The organism is Mycobacterium paraseoulense, from assembly GCF_010731655.1.
GTDB lineage: Bacteria > Actinomycetota > Actinomycetes > Mycobacteriales > Mycobacteriaceae > Mycobacterium > Mycobacterium paraseoulense.
Window position 1 is genome coordinate 2,772,530 of the sequence record NZ_AP022619.1, and the last position, 19,921, is coordinate 2,792,450.

At 70.3% G+C, this 19,921-nt stretch carries 12 protein-coding genes; 3 read left to right on the top strand and 9 right to left on the bottom strand.

Features of this window, described 5'->3' with window-relative positions; all coding sequences use genetic code 11:
* Positions 1 to 58: 58 nt before the first annotated feature.
* Positions 59 to 1,186: a PPE family protein, SVP subgroup gene (locus tag G6N51_RS12685; protein ID WP_232078551.1), complete on the top strand. Its 1,128-nt coding sequence runs from the start codon at positions 59 to 61 to the stop codon at positions 1,184 to 1,186.
* Positions 1,187 to 1,200: 14 nt separating this feature from the next.
* Here the strand turns inward: G6N51_RS12685 and pks2 are convergent, their stop codons facing one another.
* The 4 genes from pks2 to fdxA all read right to left on the bottom strand — a co-directional run bounded on the left by pks2 (position 1,201) and on the right by fdxA (position 11,714).
* A complete protein-coding gene (gene pks2, locus G6N51_RS12690) occupies positions 1,201 to 7,533 on the bottom strand; it encodes a sulfolipid-1 biosynthesis phthioceranic/hydroxyphthioceranic acid synthase (RefSeq protein ID WP_163750706.1) in 6,333 nt (2,110 codons plus the stop codon).
* 271 nt (positions 7,534 to 7,804) lie between these two features.
* Positions 7,805 to 10,168, bottom strand: a complete 2,364-nt coding sequence (locus G6N51_RS12695) for an APC family permease (protein ID WP_083172204.1) — start codon at positions 10,166 to 10,168, stop codon at positions 7,805 to 7,807.
* A gap of 89 nt (positions 10,169 to 10,257) precedes the next feature.
* On the bottom strand, positions 10,258 to 11,343 hold the full coding sequence (gene dapC / locus G6N51_RS12700) for a succinyldiaminopimelate transaminase (protein WP_142274976.1): 1,086 nt from the start codon (positions 11,341 to 11,343) through the stop codon (positions 10,258 to 10,260).
* A 44-nt stretch (positions 11,344 to 11,387) separates the two neighbouring features.
* Positions 11,388 to 11,714 carry a ferredoxin gene (fdxA, locus tag G6N51_RS12705; protein ID WP_068096492.1) on the bottom strand — a complete coding sequence of 109 codons (327 nt, stop codon included), beginning with the start codon at positions 11,712 to 11,714 and terminating at the stop codon, positions 11,388 to 11,390.
* 368 nt (positions 11,715 to 12,082) lie between these two features.
* On the opposite strand from fdxA, the gene G6N51_RS12710 reads away from it, so the two are divergent.
* The gene (locus tag G6N51_RS12710; protein ID WP_083172111.1) at positions 12,083 to 12,415 is read left to right on the top strand and encodes a hemophore-related protein; all 333 of its coding nucleotides are present in this window, start codon (positions 12,083 to 12,085) and stop codon (positions 12,413 to 12,415) included.
* Between the two features lie 11 nt (positions 12,416 to 12,426).
* On the opposite strand, the gene G6N51_RS12715 is transcribed toward G6N51_RS12710, so the two are convergent.
* From G6N51_RS12715 to mshB, 4 genes are all read right to left on the bottom strand, one after another.
* Positions 12,427 to 13,086 (bottom strand): maleylpyruvate isomerase N-terminal domain-containing protein, encoded by a 660-nt coding sequence (locus G6N51_RS12715; RefSeq protein ID WP_083172112.1) that lies wholly within the window; start codon positions 13,084 to 13,086, stop codon positions 12,427 to 12,429.
* A gap of 30 nt (positions 13,087 to 13,116) precedes the next feature.
* Positions 13,117 to 15,735, bottom strand: a complete 2,619-nt coding sequence (locus tag G6N51_RS12720) for a bifunctional FO biosynthesis protein CofGH (protein ID WP_083172113.1) — start codon at positions 15,733 to 15,735, stop codon at positions 13,117 to 13,119.
* A 109-nt stretch (positions 15,736 to 15,844) separates the two neighbouring features.
* Positions 15,845 to 16,306, bottom strand: a complete 462-nt coding sequence (locus G6N51_RS12725) for a hypothetical protein (protein ID WP_083172114.1) — start codon at positions 16,304 to 16,306, stop codon at positions 15,845 to 15,847.
* A 93-nt stretch (positions 16,307 to 16,399) separates the two neighbouring features.
* On the bottom strand, positions 16,400 to 17,302 hold the full coding sequence (mshB, locus tag G6N51_RS12730; protein ID WP_083172115.1) for an N-acetyl-1-D-myo-inositol-2-amino-2-deoxy-alpha-D-glucopyranoside deacetylase: 903 nt from the start codon (positions 17,300 to 17,302) through the stop codon (positions 16,400 to 16,402).
* A gap of 79 nt (positions 17,303 to 17,381) precedes the next feature.
* On the opposite strand from mshB, the gene G6N51_RS12735 reads away from it, so the two are divergent.
* Positions 17,382 to 17,996, top strand: coding sequence for a TetR/AcrR family transcriptional regulator (locus G6N51_RS12735; RefSeq protein ID WP_083172116.1), 615 nt, complete (start codon positions 17,382 to 17,384; stop codon positions 17,994 to 17,996).
* Between the two features lie 28 nt (positions 17,997 to 18,024).
* Here the strand turns inward: G6N51_RS12735 and G6N51_RS12740 are convergent, their stop codons facing one another.
* Entirely contained in the window at positions 18,025 to 19,899 is a 1,875-nt protein-coding gene (locus G6N51_RS12740; RefSeq protein WP_276055452.1) for an ABC transporter family substrate-binding protein, read from the bottom strand.
* Between the last annotated feature and the right edge of the window lie 22 nt (positions 19,900 to 19,921).

Genomic DNA, 19,921 nt, shown 5'->3' on the forward strand with positions numbered 1-19,921 from the left:
GAAAGGAACCCCGATGCTTGATTTCGGCGCAATACCGCCCGAGATCAACTCGGCCAGAATGTATTCCGGGCCGGGATCGGGACCGATGATGGCGGCCATGGCGGCATGGGACGCGCTGGCCGCACAGCTGGAGTTATACGTGGTCGGATACTCCTCGGTGATCGCCGATCTGGGTCAGAGCTGGGCCGGCGGAGCGGCGATGGCGATGGCCGCCGCCGCGGCACCGTATGTGGCATGGGCGGCTGCGACCATGACGCTGGCTGAGCAATCCGCTGCCCAGGCCGGCGCGGCGGCGGCCGCCTATGAGCTGGCTTTCGCCGCAACAGTGCCGCCATCGGTAGTCACGGCAAACCGCACCCAGCTCGCGATACTGATCGCGACCAACTTCTTCGGACAGAACATGGCGGCGATCGCGGCCACCGAGGCCGCGTACGCCGAGATGTGGGCCCAGGATGCCGCCGCCATGTACGGCTATGCTGCGTCCTCGTCGGCCGCGAGCGACCTGACGCCGTTCAAGCCGCCGCCGCAGACCACAAACGCCAGTGGATCATTCACCCAAAACGCCGCCGTGGCTCAATCCGAAGCCTCGACGACGGGACAGGCGCAACCAGTGGTGTCGCAGACGATGTCCGCTCTGCCACAACAAACGCAGGCCGCGGCCAGCGGCGGCTCTTCGGGCAATTCTTCGACGGGGTCCTCGTCAACGGGGACGTCATCGCTGCTCAGCATGTTCAAGAACTTCAATACCCTTACCGGGCCGGCAAACCTGGGCGGACAGGCAAGTCGCACCGCTACCTCGGCGGGGAGCATGGGCACCGGACTTCGACTAGCCGGCATACAGGCGGCCAAGGGTGCGGCTAAGGCCGCTACCGGCGGTGCCAACGCGTTGGGGACAGGGGGTCTTCGCAGTTCGGCGAGCGTTGGCGTTGGCCGTGCGGCCACTGTCGGAAGACTGTCCGTCCCGCCGAACTGGGCAGGAGCAAATCCCGCGGCCAGCATCACCAGTGGACCACAACCGTTGCCGGGGAACGGGTTTCGAGCCGTCCCCGCAGCCGAAGCGCACCCATCGACCAACACGTTGGGCGGAATACCGACCGCACGCACTGCAGATCGAGCCGCGGGGGTCCCCGTCCTGCGCAACGGGCGACGCGCATTCACGATGCCCCGCCCCCTCTACGGCGGATGACCTCCGGGCCGCGGTCACGATGCCGACGGTGCGCTTTCCGACGCGGCCAGCTCGTCGCACAAATGCTCGGCCAGCTCACGCACCGTCGTGATCTTGGTGGGGCTGACGCGCACACCCGTCTCGGTTTCGATGCGGGTCCGCAGCTCCAGGTTGCCGAGCGAGTCCAGTCCATAGTCGGACAACGGACGATCGGGATCGATTGTGCGCCTAAGCAATAGGCTGATCTGGCCGGACACGAGTCGACGGATGGCGGTGGGCCATTCATCGCGGGGCAGGCCCTTGAGTTCGGCCAGGAATTTGCCCGTGTCCGGCCGGCCGTGGCCCAACGACCGGAACGCCTCGGCGAAGCGGCTGCGTTGCGCGAAGGAGGTCAGCCAGGGGGTTCCCATGATCGGCGCGTAGCCGGAGTACGGGCGGTCGTAGCGCAGCAGGGTGTCGAATGCGTGGTAACCCTCCGCCGGCTTGATCGCGATGCCGGCGTCTTGCGCCAGGGCCGTGGCGCGGCCGACCTCGGACCAGGCGCCCCAGGCGATCGCGGTGCCCGGCAACCCCTGGGCGCGTCGCCAGTACGCGAACGCGTCCAGCCAACTGTTCGCCGCGGCGTACGCGCCCTGTCCCGGGGAGCCGACCAGGGCGGCGGCCGACGAGAACGCGCAGAACCAGTCCAGCGGCTGCCCGGCGGTAGCTTGATGCAGGTTCCAGGCGCCGTACACCTTCGGCGCCCAGCACCGGTCGATCAGTTCGTCGGTGACGTTGGTCAGCGTGGCGTCCTCCACGACCGCCGCCGCGTGCAGCACCCCGCGCACCGCCAGTCCCGTCGCGCCGGCGCACGCGACCAGCCGCTCGGCCGTGCCCGGCTCGGCGATATCGCCACACTCCACCGCGATGTCGGCCCCACCGGCGCGGAGGCGCTCGATGGCTTGGTGCGCTTGCTCATTGGGCGCCGAGCGGGAATTGAGCACGATTCGCCCGGCCCCTCGAGCGGCGATCTCGCCGGCCAGGAACAGCCCCAGGCCGCCGATCCCCCCGGTGACGATGTAGGCACCGTCGGCGCGGAACGGCCGCACCCGCTCCGGGGGGACCGCGGCCACGCTGCGGCCCGCGCGCGGCACGTCGAGCACCACCTTGCCGGTGTGCCCGGCGGTCGCGACCAGGCGGACGGCGGCGGCCGCCTCGTGAATCGGGTAGTGCGTCGTCCGCGGCAGCGGCAGTTCACCGTCGGCGGTGTGTTGGTACACGGTCGTCAACAGACGTCGGACGGTCTCGGGGTGGCTGAAGGTCAGCAACGCCAGGTCGACCGCGAACAGGGACAGGTTGCGGCGGAACGGGAACAGCCCGAGGTGGGTGTCGCGGTAGATGTCGCGCTTGCCCAACTCGACGAACCGCCCGCCGAAGGCCAGCAGGTCGATCCCGGCGCGCTGCGCGGCCCCGGGCAGCGAGTTGAGCACCACGTCGACGCCGTATCCGCCGGTGTCCCGGCGAATTTCGTCGGCAAACGTCGTGCCGCGCGAGTCGTAGACGTGCTCGATCCCCATGTCCCGCAGCAACTGGCGGCGCTGCGGGCTGCCCGCGGTCGCGTAGATCTCGCAGCCCGCGGCCCGGGCGATCGCGATGGCCGCCTGTCCGACGCCGCCGGTGCCGGAGTGGATGAGCACCTTGTCGGTCGGCGCGATGCGGGCCAGTTCGTGCAGGCCGTACCAGGCGGTCGCCGAGGCGGTGGGCACCGCGGCGGCGTCCTCGAGGGGCATGCCGGGTGGGAGGGCGACCGCGTGCCGGGCGTCGGCGACGACGAAGGTGCCCCAGCATCCGTTGCCGGACAGGCCGCCGACCCGGTCGCCGACCTTGTGCGCCCAGACGCCTGGCCCGACGGCGGTCACCACACCGGCGAAGTCGCCACCCAGCTGCTGTTGGTAGCCCTCGAAGGTGGGATAGCGACCGAAGGCGACCAGCACGTCGGCGAAGTTGATGGTGGATGCGGTCACCGCGACCTCGATCTCCCCCGGCCCGGGCGGGACGCGGTCGAATGCGACGAACTCCAGCGATTCGAGGTCACCCGGGGTGCGGATCTGCAGGCGCACGCCGTCGCGCTCGTGATCGGCGACCGCGGTCCGCCGTTCGTCCGGCCGCAGCGGTGCCGGCCGCAGCCGCGCGGTGTACCACTGACCGTCGCGCCAGGCGGTCTCGTCCTCTTCCGACCCACTCTTGCACTGCAGCGCAACATGTTTGGGTTCGGTCGCCGCGTCGATGTCGATCTGGGTGGCACTCAGATGCGGGTGCTCGGAATCGATCACCCGCAGCAGCCCGCGCAGCCCGGTCTGCTCGAGGTTGGCCACATCGCCGGCGGCCACGTTCGCGGCGTTGCGGGTCAGCACGAAAAGCCGGGGCGACTCGCCGGGCAGCTCGGAGAGCTCGCGCGCGATGCCCACCAGGTGCGCGACGTAGTCCCGGCCGCGGCGGGTCTCGCCGGCGCGGGCCGGCGGCGCGGTCACCACGACGACACCGGTGATGCCCTTGAGCGCCCCATGCCCGTTCGATGGGGTCAGGCCGCCGCCGGACAGCAGTGCGCGCAGCCGCGCGGACTCCACCGAGCCGAGCGGCAGGGACACCGTGGTGCATTGGGAGCCATCGGAATTGAATGCCTCACCCAGCTGAGCCGTCAGCGGATCCGTCACCTCGCACGCGCTGAGCAACAGCCACGATCCCGGCTCGCCCCCGGATGGATCCGGCAGTTGCCGCGGCTCCCATTCGATGGTGAGCAACCGCTCGTTGAGCAATCGGTCCGCCCGCTCGTGTTCGGTGGCCCCGCCCGCCAGCCGCAGCCCCTCGACGGTCAGCAGCACGGTTCCGGCCTGGTCCAGCACGTCGAGGTCCGCCTCGCACTCACCGGGCCGCGACGACGTAACCCGGGCCAGGCAGTATTGCGCGTTGCGCGTCGAGGAATAGCTGCGCAACCTGCGCACGCCGACCGGCAACAGCAGACCGCCCGCGCCCGCCCGCTGCACCTCGGGATGGACGACCACCGACTGGAAACACGCGTCCAGCAGGGCGGGGTGGATGTCGTAGCCCGACTGTTGCGAGCGGATCGCTCCGGGAAGCGCGACCTCGGCGAGCACCGTGCCGGCGTCCCCGTCTGCGACGCGCGCCGCGGCCAGACCCGAGAACGCCGGACCGTACTGAATCCCGATGGTGTCGAAGGCTTTTCGCAATTCGGCGCCGTCCATGGCGGACGGGTGGTTGGCGATCAGGGTGGCCATGTCGTGGGCGGGCGGCTGCGGCGGCCCGGACCCGTCCGGTGCCTCGGGGCCATGCAGGACCGCACCCGCCCGGCGAACGCGTTCGCCCTCGTCGTGGGTGTCCACGGTGAACTCGAGGACCCCGGGCGCGACGACCGTCGCCGCCGACGACGCCTGCGTCCGGTCGTCCAGCAGCAGCGTCCGCTCGAACGTGATGTCGCGAACCTCGGACCGCTCACCGAGGGCCGCGCGCGCGGCCGCCAGCGCCATCTCGCAGTACGCGGCGCCGGGCAGTGCGGGCACGTGGTGGATTCGGTGGTCGCCGAGCCAGGTGTGCGCCTCGATGCCGACGTCGCCCTGCCAGACGTGGCGCTCGGGTTCCTCGTGCAGGTGCACGTGCGCGCCGAGCAGCGGATGGACGGCCTGGACCGAGGCGCCGTGCGCCTGCTCGGTCGCCTCCCGGCTGAGCATCAGCCTGCGGTGGGTCCACGTCGGGAGCGGGGCGTCCACCAGGTGCCCGGTCGGGTACTGCACCGAGAAATCCACCGCCGCACCGGCGCTGTGCACGTCGGCGACGACGCCCCGCAAGCCGACCGGCAGCTCCTGCTCCCGGCGCATGACGGCCAGCGCCGCGATGGGCATGTCCAGGCTGCCGGCGTTCTGCTCGACGGCGTGGGTGAGCAGCGGATGCGGCGCCAGTTCCCCGAAGACGCGGTAGCCGTCCTTGAGGGCGGCCTGCACCGCCGCGGCGAATCGCACCGTGTAGCGCAGGTTTTCGGCCCAGTAGTCGGCGGTGAACGACGGCCGCTCGCGGGGGTTCCACAGCGTGGCCGAGTAGTAGGGAACGTCCGGCTCCAACGGCTCGAGATCGGCGAGGGCCTCGAGGAGTTCGTCGAGGATCGGCTCCACCTGCGGCGAGTGCGAGGCCACGTCCACCGCCACCTCCCGCGCCATCACGTCCTGCTCTGCCCAGGCCGCGACCAATTCGTGGATCGCCTGCGCGTCGCCGCCGACGACCGTGGATGTCGGCGACGCCACCACGGAGAGCACGACGTCGGAGATCCCGCGAATGGACAGCTCCGACAACACCTGTTGGCCGGGCAGCTCGACCGACGCCATGGCGCCGCTACCCGCGATCCGCGCCATCAGTTTCGAGCGGCGGCAGATGACGCGCACCCCGTCGCGCAGCGAAAGCCCGCCCGCCACGACCGCCGCCGCCGATTCACCGAGCGAATGCCCGATGACGGCGCCGGGACGCACCCCGTAGGACTTCATCGTCTCGGCCAGCGCGACCTGCATGGCGAAGATCGTCGGCTGCACCCGGTCGATTCCGGTCACCACCTCCGGCGCCGACATGGCCGCGGTGACCGAGAACCCCGACTCCGCGGCGATCAACGGCTCCAACCCGGCGATCGTGGCGTTGAACACCGGCTCGGTGGCCAGCAGTTCGGCGCCCATCGCCGGCCACTGTGACCCCTGCCCGGAGAACACCCACACCGGCCCCAGGTCGTCCTGCCCGACGGCGGGCTCGTAGGGGATGTCGCTGCCGGCGATGTCGCGCAGCGCCGCGCTCAGCTCGCCGAAGTCGCTCGCCGAGACCACCGCGCGCACCGGCCGGTGCGCGCGGCGTCGCGCCAGGGTGTAGCCGAGGTCCCGGAGGCCCGCCGTGCCGGCGCCGCCCGTGTGCTCATCCACCCAGGCCGCGAGGCGGGCCGCGGTGGCGCGCAACTGCTCCGCGGACGTGGCCGACACCGGAAATAACAACGGCCCGTCGGCGGTCGGCGCGGCCGCCTGGCTTTCGGCCGTCTCCACGGGGGCCTGCTCTGGTGCTTGTTCGAGGACGGCGTGCACGTTGGTGCCCGACATCCCGTAGGACGACACCGCGGCGCGCCGCGGGTGCCGGCCGTCGGTGGGCCAGGGCGTGCTGGCCTGCGGCACGAACAGTTCGGTCTTGACCCGGGCCATCTCTTCGGGCAGGCGGGTGAAGTGCAGGTTGGGGGGCACCGTGCCGTGCTGCAGCGCGAGGATCGCCTTCATCAGGCCCAACGGGCCGGAGGTCGACTGCAGGTGGCCGAAGTTCGTCTTCACCGCGCCCAGCGCGCACGGCCCCTGGGTGCCGTACACGGCCGCCAGGCTCGCGTATTCGATCGGGTCCCCGACCGGGGTCCCGGTCCCGTGCGCCTCGACGAAGCCCACCGTCGTGCCGTCGACACCGGCCGTCTCCAGGGCCTTCCGGTAGACGGCCACCTGGGCGGTTTCCGACGGCGCCGCGATGTTCACGGTGCGGCCGTCCTGGTTGGCGGCGGTGCCGCGGACCACCGCCAGGATGCGATCGGAGTCGCGTTGCGCGTCGTCGAGCCGCTTGAGCAGCAGCATGACGCAGCCCTCGCCGGACACGAATCCGTCCGCCTGCGCGTCGAAGGCGTGGCAGCGGCCGGTCGGCGACAGCATGCCCTGCAGCGAGCCCGAGACGGACTTACGCGGTTCCAGGGTCACGACGACGCCGCCGGCCAGGGCGAAGTCGCTTTCACCGCTGTTCAGGCTGCCGCAGGCCTGGTGGACGGCCATCAGGCCCGACGAGCAGGCGGTGTCCACGGTGACCGCCGGCCCGTGCAATCCCAGCGTGTACGCGACGCGTCCCGACGCGAAGCTGTTGCTGGTGCCGGTGAATCCGTACGGCCCCTCGGCGGCGCCGCAGTCGGCCGACAACAGCTCGTAGTCGCCATGGGTCAGTCCGACGAAGACGCCGGTCTGCGAGTGCGACAACCGCGCGGGATCGAGGCCCGCATGCTCGATGGCGTCCCACGACGTCTCCAGCAGCAGGCGGTGTTGCGGGTCGATCGCGGTGGCTTCGCGCTCGGTCATGCCGAAGAAGTCGCAGTCGAAGCCGCCGACGTCGTCCAGGAAGGCCCCCCACCGCGTCACCGAGCGGCCCGGCACGCCGGGTTCGGGGTCGTAGTACAGGTCCGCGTCCCACCGGTCGGCGGGGATCTCGCCCACCAGATCATCGCCGCGCAGCAACGCTTCCCACAGCTGTTGCGGGGAATCGATTCCACCGGGAAGTCGGCAGGCCATACCGATGACAGCAACGGGTGCGGCGGTTGCGGCACGCAATGTGCAGTCCCCTGTTCTCCCCCAACGGCGTTGCGCAGTCGTGCGGGTGCCAGCTTACCGACCCGAACTCCGTCGGCGCGCACCTCATCCCGTTTCCGGCTCCGCCGGGCGCTCGGCCCGTCGATTCCACCCGCAAGGTGGGATCCACCGGCAACAGGCGAAAGCGCGTGCGCGCCATATGGATTCGCTGATTCTCCGGATCCTTTGGGCGGCGGGGTGTCCGCGTGGCGAGATTTGCCCGCGCGCGGTTATGCCGTTGGTCGGCGGAGCATTACGTTTTGCTGGTTTCTTCGGCTTCGCCGGCGTCGGCGGACTTCGCGGGGTCCTCGATCACGTGATAGAGCGGATCGACCATCGAAATGGGCCGGTTGCCGGTTTGGCGGGCCTTCCCGCTGAGCCGCAATAGCTGGCCGGGCTGAATGTCGGCGCCCCCGTGGCCGGGCCGGAAGGTGACCGTCATTTCCCCGCTGCTGTCCCCGACGACGACCCGCCGGAAGGTCCGCCCGCGCTCGGTGACGTCCTCGACTTCGTTGACCCGTCCTTCGACGGTGGCCCGTTGCCCCGAGATCAGCCCGGCCACCAGGATCACCGACGCCGGCCGCTCGGGGTGCTCGTAGGAGTCCAACTCCTGGTCCTCGCCCTTGGACACCCAGGCTTCGAGCTTGTCGATCTCCTGGGCGATCCGCTGCTCGAAGGTGTCGGGGTAGGCCTCTTTGATGCGCGATTCCACGTCGTAGGGCACGATCGTCGCCGCCGCATCCGGGACCATGCTCACCGCGCGGGCGATCTTGTCGGCGGTGCGGTCGTGCAGCAGCCGGCCCAGCAGCCGCGCGAACGTTCGGCGCGGCAGCAGCACCGTCACATTGGTGTGCGGTTGTTCCTCGCGCGCCTTGGCGACCAGTAGCTGGGCGGCCCGGCTGATGCGCCGGTCCGGGCAGTCCACCACCCGCAGCGGGGTGTCGAGATCGAAGTGATCCCAGCGCTTTCGCAGTTGGGCGGCGTGGGCGGGGTCGACCATGAAGTGCACCGCGGTCAGCTCGTCGGCCCGTAGTCCCCTGCCGTAGCGCAGCGCTTCGATAACGGCCAGGTCGACGGAATCGACGAGGACGAACACCCGGTGCCGCGCGTACTTCACCAACTCCGGTCGGTCGGTGCGGAACATCTCGAGAATGGCCGCCTCGGCGCGGTATTCGCGGTTGAGCCGCATGAGCATGAACACCAGCAGCGGGAAGACGACGACCACCAGCCACGCGCCCTCGGTGAATTTCGCCACGGCAAAGATGCCCACCACGATCGTCGACAGGATCGCCGCGGAGAGATTGATCGCCAGGCGGCGTCGCCATCCCGGTTCGCGCTGCCTCAGATGGTGTTTGGTCATTCCGTAGCCGGCCATCGAGAAGCCGGTGAACACGCCGATCGCATAGAAGGGAACCAGCGCGTTGACCGAGCCGCCGGTCACCACCAGCAGCAGCACCGACAGTGCCGTCAGGGTGATGATGCCGTTCGAAAAGACCAGCCGGTGACCGCGTTTGGTGAGCTGGCGCGGCAGAAAGCGATCGTCGGCGACGAAACTGGCCAGGGCCGGGAATCCGTTGAAACTGGTATTCGCGCCCGTGAACAAGATCGCGGCGGTCGAAGCCTGAACCAGGATGTAGAAGACGTCGCCGATGACGCCGTTGCCGAAGACGGCGCGGCCGATCTGCGACAGCACCGACGGGTATTCGGTGAGATACGGCGTTGCGTGGGTGACGTGCGCCAGGTAGGCGACGCCGGCCAGCAGGAGGCCGAGGATGGTGGCCATGGCGGTGAGCACGCGGCGTGCGTTGCGGCCCTGGGGCTTTCGGAAGTAGTCGACCGTGTTGGAGATGGCCTCGACCCCCGTCAGGGACGAACCTCCGTTGGCGAATGCGCGCAGCAACACCAGAACAGTGGCGCCCAGCACCAGCCCGTTGCCCTGGTGGACCGGCACGGTTCCGGCCATGCGCGCGGGATCGTAAATCGGTAGGTCCCCGGCGATTGCGCGGATCACGCCCACCACGATGGTCAGGCCGACCATGGCGATGAAGGAGTAAGTCGCCACCGCGAACGGCAGGCCCGCCTCCTTCAACCCGCGCAGGTTCGCGTAGCAGATGGCAAGCACCACAACGACCGTGAACTCCAGGCTGTAGGGACCCAGCGCGGGGAACGCCGAGACCACCGCAACCGTCCCGGCCGCCGATTGCACCGCAACGGTGACCACGTAGTCGATCAGCAGCGCGGCGGCGGCGATCTGCGCCACCCGGGGCCCGAAGTTGTCCCGCGCGACGATGTAGGAGCCACCCGCCCGGGTGTAGGCCATGACGACCTGCCGGTACGAGGCGGCCACCAGCACCAGGATGAGCAGGATGACGCCGGTGATGGGAAGCAACAGCAGGAAGGCGGCCAGCCCGGCGTGCGGCAGCAGTTCGATCAGGATCTGCTCCGGACCGTACGCCACGGATGAGACCGCGTCCGGCGAAAGCGCGCCCAGGGCAACCGGATTCGACAGCTTTTCGGAAGCGATGTCCTCGGTGATCAGGGGCTTGCCCAGAAACACTCGCTTGACGACGTCGCCGACCGAAAGGGGGATGCGCACCTTGCCGGCCGAAGTGGTCACGACCACCGTCCTTAACCTGAGCGGGGGAAACACCTCCGATGCATTGTGCACGTTCGCCGCCGCTCCGGCGGCGAACGGTCGTCGCCGAGCTAGGCGAGCCGCTGCACGGCCGCGGCGATCCGCTCGTCGGTGGCCGTCAACGCGACGCGCACGTGCTGCGCGCCGCCCGGGCCGTAGAAGGCGCCGGGCGCCACCAGGATGCCGCGTTCGGCCAGCCACGCGACGCTGTCGCCGCAAGGCTCGCCGCGGGTGGCCCACAGATACAGGCCGGCTTCGGAGTGGTCGACGGCGAACCCGGCCGAGCGCAGCGCCGGCAGCAGCGCGGTCCGCCGCCGCTCGTACCGCTCCCGCTGCGCCAGCTCGTGGGCGTCGTCGTCCAGGGCGGCGACCATGGCCGCCTGCACCGGCGTCGGCACCATCATCCCGGCGTGTTTGCGCACCGCCAGCAGCTCGGCGACCAGCTCGTGGTCTCCCGCGACGAACCCGGCCCGGTAACCGGCCAACGACGAGCTCTTCGAGAGCGAGTGGATCGCGAGCAGGCCGCCATGGTCGCCGTCGCAGACCGACGGATGCAGGATCGACAGCGGCTGCGCCTCCCAGCCCAGGCCCAGATAGCACTCGTCGGATGCCACGACACTGCCGCGGTCGCGCGCCCAGCCGACCACTTTGCGCAGGTGGTCGACGCCCAGCACGCGGCCGGTCGGGTTGCTCGGCGAGTTGAGGTAGACCAGCGCCGGCGTTCGTGGGCCAATCTGGGTGAGCGAATCGGCGCGCAGCACCGGCGCCCCGGCGAGCCGGGCCCCGACGTCATAGGTCGGGTAGGCCAGCTCGGGCACCACGATCACGTCGGCGGGCCCCAACCCCAGCAGCGTCGGCAGCCAGGCGATGAGCTCCTTGCTGCCGATCACGGGTAGCACGTCGGCCTCGGTGAGACCGCTGATGCCGAAGCGGCGGGCCAGCGCGGCGACCAGGGATTCGCGCAGTCGCGGGGTGCCGGCGGTGGCCGGATACCCGGACGCGGACCCGGCGGCGGCCAGCGCCTCGGAGATCACGGGCGCGACCGGGTCGACCGGCGTACCGACCGACAGGTCGACGATCCCGTCGGGATGGGCGCCGGCCCGTGCCTTCGCGTCGGCCAGGGTGTCCCAGGGGAACTCCGGCAGGGACGCCGACACCCGTCGGCGCGGCCTTACCCCGGGCTCATGGAGCACCGGCCCGCTCAGTCGCCCTCGCCCTGGGGCGGCAGGTCCTTGACTGCCTGCGGGTCGTTCTCGGTCATGCCGACCTTGGCCGCACCGCCCGGCGATCCCAGCTCGGTGAAGAAGTCCGCGTTGATCTGCGTGTACTGACTCCACTGCTCGGGCACGTCGTCTTCGTAGTAGATCGCTTCGACGGGACAGACCGGTTCGCAGGCCCCGCAGTCGACGCACTCGTCGGGGTGGATGTACAGCATCCGCGCGCCCTCGTAGATGCAATCGACCGGGCACTCCTCGATACAAGCCTTGTCTTTGATATCGACACAGGGCTCGGCGATCGTGTAGGTCACAGACGTCTCCTCCATGTACTACTTCGGTGGGCTGCTCTTCGGCTCGCGCCCGGTGCACCGGCCGCTCCAGACAAAGCTTTCGGTTACTGATACTAGACGTTGCACATACACGTCAACCACTTGGCACGCCCGTTAAACTGACGATTTAAGACTGCCAGTCTCGGGTGCCGCGACCGGGGTCCGTTTCGCCGAGGGCGAACGGTCGCCACGGACCCCTGACCTGCACAAAGTCACGCCCCAGCGAGGCCCACCGATAGTCATTGCGCTGGAAGCACACTCGCGGCGCCTGGTAATCTCGATTCGGACGGCAGCCGCTGGCAGATGTCGTCGCCTTTGTAGCGGTGCATTAATCGGGGAAGGTGTCCACCATGAGGCTGTCGTTGACCAAATTGACCGTTGCCGTCGGTAGTGCGGCCGTGGCGCTGACCGCCGGCGCGGGAATCGCTGCCGCGGATCCGTCGGACGCGATCATCAACACCACGTGCAACTACGGGCAGGTCATCGCCGCGCTCAACGCCGCCGATCCGGCGGCCGCCGCGCAGTTGAACAGCTCGCCGATGGCGCAGTCCTACATCCGCAGCTTCCTGGCCTCGCCGCCGCCGAAGCGCCAGCAGATGGCCCAGCAGATCCAGGCCATGCCGTCGGCGATGAAGTACTACGACGACATCAACCAGGTCGCGGTCACCTGTAACAACTTCTGAGTCGACGCGGTTCAGTAACCGCTGAGCAGGCAGCGCACGCGGCCGAGCGTCTCCGGTCCGACGCGGCTGCGGATTCGCGACGGGTCCGCGGGCTTACGGCCCCATAGCAGCAGGACGTGGGCGGCCGGATCGGTCTCCAGCGTGGCGGCGCCTTCGGGCTCGGCGAGTTCGATCGTGGTAGTGCCGGCTTCCGCGCCGAGGACGACGTCTTCGGTACCGGGAGCCCGCACCCGCGCCCGGGCCGCCGCGTCGTCCCCGGTGATGTCCCAACCGTGCAGCACGAGTTCTTCGCGCATGTGTTCGGCGAACCAGGGCACCTTCATCGTGCGGCCCGTCCAGGCGACATCGGTGTCCCGGGGCACCTCGTCGGCCGCCGCCGCGACGCGGCCGAGGCCGGCCATCCGCTCGAGCAGCGCGTCCCACAGGTCCGCGTCGTTCAAAGCGCGCAGCGGGCCCTCGCGCTCGTCGAAACCCCGGGTGCCGATGGCTTCGCCTTCCAGGTGGGCGGCCAGCACTCGGGCGAGTTCCTCGGCGTTTCCGGCCTGATGGACGACGATGTCGCGCACCGTCCAGGCGTCGCACCAGGTGCCCGCATCGGGCCGTCGCCGCTGCACCGCGTCGGCGAACGGCCCCCACTCCGGGAACCGGTCGGAGTCGATCCGTCGGTTCACGGCATCGGGTATACCCGCCGCCTCCAGCCGCTAAGCCGCCCGCGGCGCGTACGTGGTGGTGCGTTGGCGCGCCGGGCGCCCGATGCCCTCGGCGATCGCGGTCAGCTCCTCGACGGTCTTGGCCGACCCGTGCTCCGACCCGGCCATCCGCGAGATGGTCTCCTCCATCAGCGTGCCGCCCAGATCGTTGGCCCCCCCGTTGAGCATCACCTGTGTGCGCTCGACACCCAGCTTGACCCAACTGGTCTGGATCTGGGATATGCGGCCGTGCAGCATGATTCGCGCCAACGCGTGCACGGCACGGTTGTCGCGGTGGGTGGGCCCGGGCCGGGCCGCGCCGGCCAGGTACAGCGGTGAGCTCTGGTGCACGAACGGCAGCGGCACGAACTCGGTGAACCCGCCGGTGCGGTCCTGAATGCCCCTCAGCACGTTGAGGTGGCCGACCCAGTGCCGCGGGCTGTCGACGTGCCCGTACATCATCGTCGACGACGACCGCAGGCCCACCTCGTGCGCGGTGGTCACGATGTCGATCCATTCCGACGTCGGCAGCTTGCCCTTGGTCAGCACCCAGCGCACCTCGTCGTCGAGGATCTCCGCGGCGGTGCCCGGGATGGTGTCCAGCCCGGCCTCGCGCAGGCTGATCAGCCACTCGCGCACGCTGAGCCCGCTCTTGGTCACGCCGTTGGCGATCTCCATCGGCGAGAAGGCGTGCACGTGCATCGACGGCACCCGCGCCTTGACCGCGCGGACCAGATCGGCGTAGCCGGTGACCGGCAGCTCCGGGTCGATGCCGCCCTGCATGCAGACCTCGGTGGCGCCCTCGACGTGCGCCTCCCAGGCGCGGTCGGCCACCTCCCCGGTGGACAACGAGTACGCGTCGGCGTCGCCCTTGCGCTGAGCGAACGCGCAGAACCGGCACCCGGTGTAGCAGATGTTGGTGAAGTTGATGTTGCGGTTCACCACGAACGTCACGTCGTCACCCACGACGTCGCGGCGCAGTGAGTCCGCCAGCGCGGCAACGGCTTCCAGCGCCGGCCCGTCGGCGGTCGCCAGCGCCAGATACTCACCGTCGGTGCAGCCGGCGGGATCGCGCTCGGCGGCCCGCAGCGCGGCGAGCACATCGGTGTCGATGCGCTCGGGGGCCCGCGCGGTCAGCTCGTGCACGTGCGCGCGGATCGATTCCCAGTCGCCGAAGGCGCTGTCCAGATCGCTGCGCGCCTCGGTGGCGCGGCCCTCGGTGTCGATCGCGGCGTTGAGGTCGATGCGCCCGGCCGACGCGACGTCGTCGGGCTCCTGCCAGGGCAGGCCCACCGGGTTGACGTCGCGGGCCAGGCCGGTCGCCGGGTCGGCCAGCGCCAGCACGTGTCCACGCACCCGCGGGTCGATCCACGCCGCCCCCGCCTGCACGTACTTGGGCTGGGCGGTCAAGCGCTGAACCAGTTCGTATCCGGCCCGCGCGGTCAGCTCGGCCAGCTCGTCCAGCGCGGGCCACGGCCGCTCCGGGTTGACGTGATCGGGCGTCAGCGGCGACACCCCGCCCCAGTCGTCGACCCCGGCACCCACCAGCGCCAGGCACTCGTCGCCCGAGACCAGGTTGGGCGGCGCCTGGATGCGCATGCCGGGGCCCAGCACCAACCGTGCGACCGCCACCGTCGCCAGGTAATCTTCGATCCCCGCGTCGGGAACGGCGGCCATCGCGGTGTGTTCCTTGGCCCGGAAGTTCTGCACGATCACCTCTTGGACGTGCCCGAACTCCTTGTGCGACTTGCGGATCGCGTGCAAGGTCTCGGCACGTTCGGTCAGCGTCTCGCCGATGCCGACCAGCAGGCCGGTCGTGAACGGAATGGACAGCCGGCCCGCATCGGTGAGCGTGCGCAGCCGTACCGCCGGGTCTTTGTCCGGGCTGCCGTAGTGCGCAAGGCCTTTCGTCTCGAACAGCCGTCGCGACGTCGTCTCGAGCATCATCCCCATCGACGGCGCCACCGGCTTCAGCCGGGCCATCTCCGACCAACTCATCACGCCGGGGTTCAGGTGCGGCAGCAGCCCGGTTTCTTCGAGCACCCGGATGGCCATGGCCCGCACGTAGGACAGCGTGGAGTCGTACCCCCGTTCGCCGAGCCACTGCCCCGCCTCCGGCCATCGATCCTCGGGCCGGTCGCCGAGAGTGAAAAGTGCTTCCTTGCAACCAAATTCGGCTCCGCGGCGGGCGATGTCGAGGATCTCATCGGGTTCGAGGTACATGCCCGACCCCTGCGCGCGCAGCTTGCCCGGCACCGTGACGAAGGTGCAGTAATGGCAGGTGTCGCGGCACAAATGGGTGACCGGGATGAACACCTTGCGCGAATAGGTGATCGGCAACCCGCCGCCGGGGCCGCGCCGGCCGGCCGACACCAACCCCGCGTCGCGCACCCGCGCGGCGCTGGCGCACAGATCCGCGAGGTCCTCGCCGCGCGCGGTCATCGCGACCGCGGCCTCATCGACGTTGAGCGCAACGCCGTCTCGGGCGCGGCGCAGCACCCGCCGCAACGCCGAGGCGCTGGTCTTCGGCAAAACCACAGGATTAGGAAGAGCGGTAGGCTCCTCGCCCGGAGTCAGCGGCACCTTCGTGTAACTTCCCCACGATCGAATTTCATCCGCGTGTCCCAACATGTGAAATTTTCTTCCGACCCGTGCGGGCCCGGTCTGCGCAACAGTCAACAGTAGCGGCAGGTCCACCCCGGCGAGCGGGGACGTCCCGGCCCCGAGGGGCGCACGAACGTCAGGACGGGTGGCCGCGCCGCCACAGCACCCAGAGCGGCGGGGCGACACCCAGCACGATCAGCAGCAGGGCCCCGTAGGCCATCAGCCCACGACCCCCCAGGATGACGTCGTCGGCCGGGCCGCCCATGCTGATCGCCGCCACCGTGAGCAGCCAGGTCCACAGCGGCAGCGCGGCCAGCCGCGACGACGTGGTCCACCGGCCGGCGGCCCAGACCAGTGCGGCATTGACCAGACCCGAAATCAATCCGCTGATGGGAAACGGAACCGCCCCGATATAGGAAGGCAGCAGCAGGGCCCCGGCGAGTGCGGAGAGGACTCCGTCGACGGCGAGCAGCGCCAGGACCACGAAACGGATCGCGGGGTCCGTCGCGCCGCCGTCTTCGAGGGACGCGGCGCGCGGCTTTGTTGCGGTCAGGTCGGAACGCTGTCGATGTTGGAGAGAATCGAGCCGATAACCCACTGCAGGCTGTCGAGCCGGTCCTGCCAATGCTGCTGATTAGGGTCCAGGTCGGGGTCCATGCGAAATCCTTCCGTGGCTGCCTGATTGGCAAGCCTACCGCGTGACGACCGGGGTGAAATCAAGCCCGGCAAGCAAATCTGTTTCCCAGCCCCGCCCGTCGCGCTCCCCCGCTGCGCCGGCGGCCAGCACGTAGTGCTCCTCCGCCAGGATCGGCAGCGCCATATTGTTCGACAGGGCACAGGCCCGGCCGGTGGGCCCGACGACCACTTGCGTGGCGTGGGCGGCCAGCGCCGCCCTCTTCGCCGCCCACGCCTCGGGGGCCGGCTCGATGACGGCGTCGATGTCGGCGTCCACGTACCCGAAGCCGAACTCCTCCTCCGGCGGGATGGTCCACCCGGGCAGCAGATCCTCGCCGGTCAGGGCGTGCAGCCCCGCCATGAAGGCGCTCGTCGCGAACACCGACCAGTAGAACTTCGGCACGGTCCACGGCTCGCCGGGAAAGTCGCCGGAGCCGGCGGCGGCCACGGCGCCCGTCGTGACGGTGTGGGTGTGCACGTGGTCGGGGTGGCCGTAGCCGCCGCCGGGGTCGTAGGTCACGACGACGTGCGGGCGGTGCTCGCGAATGACGGCGACCAGCTCGCCGACGGCCTCGCGCTCGTCGGCGTCGATGAACCGACGGCGCCGCCGCCCGGGCGTGCCCTCCATGCCCGAGTCGCGCCAGCGCCCCGCGCCGCCCAGGTAATGGGGTGCGCCGACGCCCAGCGCACGCAGCGCGTCGGTGAGCTCGCCGATGCGGTAGCCCCCCAACTGATCCGCGCGATCGACGGCCAGCTCCGCCCAGCGATCGCCGATCACCTCGCCCTCCTCGCCGAGCGTGCAGGTGACGACGCGGACGTCCGCCCCGCGGGCGGTGTAGTGGGCGATGGTGGCGCCGTTGCTGAGGCTCTCGTCGTCCGGATGCGCGTGGACGAACAGCAGCCGTGGCGTCTCGGGCATGGACGCACCCTACCGCGCGGCGCCCGGCGTCGACGGTCTCGTCGCAGCCGATAGGAACGCATACGGCTACTATCGAGGGATGCCGCAGCTAACCCAGACCGCCCCGGCCGGCGGCCGGAGCCGCCGTCGGGGCGAGGTCCTCGAACGGGCGCTCTACGAGGCCACTCTGGCCGAACTGGCCGAGGTCGGCTACGGCGGTCTGACGATGGAGGGGATCGCGGCGCGCGCCCACACCGGCAAGGCGGCCCTGTACCGGCGCTGGACCACCAAGTGCGAGCTGGTGCATGCCGCCCTGGTCCACACCCTGCCGCCCGTGCCCGAGGCCCGGCCCGGCCGCTCGGCCCGGGAGAACCTGCTGACGGTGTTCACCGCCCACCGCGACGTCTGCGCCGGGAAGACCGCTTTCCCGGGCATGGCCACCGTCAACCAGCTCCTGCACGAACCGGAGATGCGCGCCATCTTCGCCGACGCCGTGGTGGCCCCGCGCCTGCAGATCGTCGAATCGATCCTGCAGGCCGCCGTGGCGGAGGGTGACCTCGATCCGGAGATGATCACCCCGCTGACCGCACGCATCGGCCCGGCCTTGATCAACCAGCATTTCCTGCTGACCGGATCGCCGCCGAACCGCCGGGAGCTGGCGCTCATCGTCGACGCGGTGATACCGCCGCGCAAGGCGCGGGCGGCCTCCGACTAGGGCGCGACCACAGACCGGCGAGGCCGGCTCAGGGCCCGGTCTTGATCCATTGGCCGGCGTCGCCGACGATCCCGACCGGCACTGCACCCGAGAGGCTGACGTTCTGCACGCTGGGGCCCGCGGCCACGATCGTGGTGTCCTGCAGGATCGGCAGCACGGTCGACATGTTCCACAGTCGCGGCTCGACCGCGGTGATCACGTCGTTGATGTTCTTGGTGCCGTTGAGCGCGGCGTCGATGTTCGACTGCACGCTGCGATCGCAGATCCCGGTGAGGTTCGACGGCGCCTGCACCAGCGCGTTGGGGTCCGCCGGGCGGCTGGGCGGGGTCGAGGTCGGTGTCGTGGCGGAGGTGGCGGGCGCGGTGGTGGTCGGCGAGGACGGGGTGGTGGTCGGCCCCGTCGACGTCGGTACCTGCGTCGCCTGCAGCGCCGGGCAGCCGTACCGCGACGCCAGGCGCGTCGCCAGGCTCCCGCCCGCCTGGTGCCAGCCGATGATCGCGTCCACCTGGTTGTTGTTCAGCGCGTCCCGATACAGCGTCACCGGGTCCAGCGCGAGCACGCTGGCGGCGATGCCCACATTGCGCAACTGGTCGGCCGCGGTGTTGGCCACGGCCACCGACGTCGGGTCGTTGGCCGCCACTCCGATGACCAGCGACAGCTGTTGGCCGTCCTTGCTGATCCGGCCGCGGATTACTTCGGGCGGCCCGTTGTTCGCCGGGGTCGGCGCCGGCGACGCCGACGAGTTGCCCTCCACCTTGTAACCGGATCCCTCCAACAACCCCAGCGCCGCCGGCGTCGTCATCGCGGGCGGTGCGGTCGGTTCGTAGCCCGGGTCGCTGGGCGCGCGGATCTGGGCCTGGTCGAGCGTGACCGTGTTGTCGCTGCCCGCGCCCACCGCCGCCAGCAGGTCGACGTCGAGCAGCCCCAGGATCGCCTTGCGCACCTGCGCGTCGGCCAGCTTGGGCTCGTTGGCCCGCAACGTCAGCTGCATGACCCGGGGCGTCACGATCCGGGCGGTGCGCACGTCGGGGATGGCGGACAGCTGCGCGAACGCCGCCGATCCGCCGTGCACCTGGGCCACCTGGGTGTCGCCGTTGCGGACCGAATCGGCCAGCGCCGCAGGCGCTCCGGCGCGCCGGAACAGGATGAGCGCGGGCTTGGCCGGTGATCCCCAGTAGCGGTCGTTGCGGGCCACCAGGATCTCGTCGCGCTGCGGATCGATGCTCTCCACGCGGAACTGGCCGCCGGTGACCGGCAGCGCCCGGGCCAGCCCGGACGCGAACCCGCCCGGCACGTCCTTGACGATGTGCGCCGGAAGGATGTTGCTGAACAGCTCTTTCCACGACGGATACGGCTGGGCGAAGGTGACCACCGCCTGCTTGCCGCCCTCGAGCGACTGCACGCCGGTGATCAGGTCGTAGCCGGCCGGGTCGATGACGCCGGGCTGGCTGACCATCTGCCGCCACAGGTACCAGAAGTCATCGGCGGCGATCGGGGCGTTGTCGGTCCACTGCGCCTCCGGCCGGATCTTGTAGGTCACCGTGAACGGGTTCTGGCTGGTGACCTCGGCGGAGTCGAGCAGGGTCGGGTCCATTTCCCAGCGGGAACCGGTCGGCGTGCCAGGGTCGGGCACCGGCCGGAACGCGCTGGGCAGCACCAGCGCGCTGATCGCCGCGTTCACCGGGGACAGGTCGGACAGCAGGTGCGGGTTGAAGCCGGCGCCGATCGAGTCGATGCCCATGATGATCTGCGTCGGCCGCGGCGGCGGCGGCGGCGAGTTGTGCGGCGTGTCCGTGCTCTGCGGCGCCGGCGGGGGGTTGACCGTGCACGCCGCGAGCGCCAGTCCGGACAGCGAGACGACCACGCCGACCGTCATAAACAAGCGGCGGGCACGCGTCGGCATGCCGATCAGGGTATCGAGCAGC

Bases quoted from the DNA above. Each gene is read 5' to 3' on its own strand.
- G6N51_RS12685 (WP_232078551.1), top strand. From the start codon at position 59: ATGTATTCCGGGCCGGGATCGGGACCGATGATGGCGGCCATGGCGGCA.
- G6N51_RS12710 (WP_083172111.1), top strand. From the start codon at position 12,083: ATGAGGCTGTCGTTGACCAAATTGACCGTTGCCGTCGGTAGTGCGGCC.
- G6N51_RS12720 (WP_083172113.1), bottom strand. From the start codon at position 15,735: ATGTTGGGACACGCGGATGAAATTCGATCGTGGGGAAGTTACACGAAG.
- mshB (WP_083172115.1), bottom strand. From the start codon at position 17,302: ATGCCCGAGACGCCACGGCTGCTGTTCGTCCACGCGCATCCGGACGAC.
- G6N51_RS12735 (WP_083172116.1), top strand. From the start codon at position 17,382: ATGCCGCAGCTAACCCAGACCGCCCCGGCCGGCGGCCGGAGCCGCCGT.
- G6N51_RS12740 (WP_276055452.1), bottom strand. From the start codon at position 19,899: ATGCCGACGCGTGCCCGCCGCTTGTTTATGACGGTCGGCGTGGTCGTC.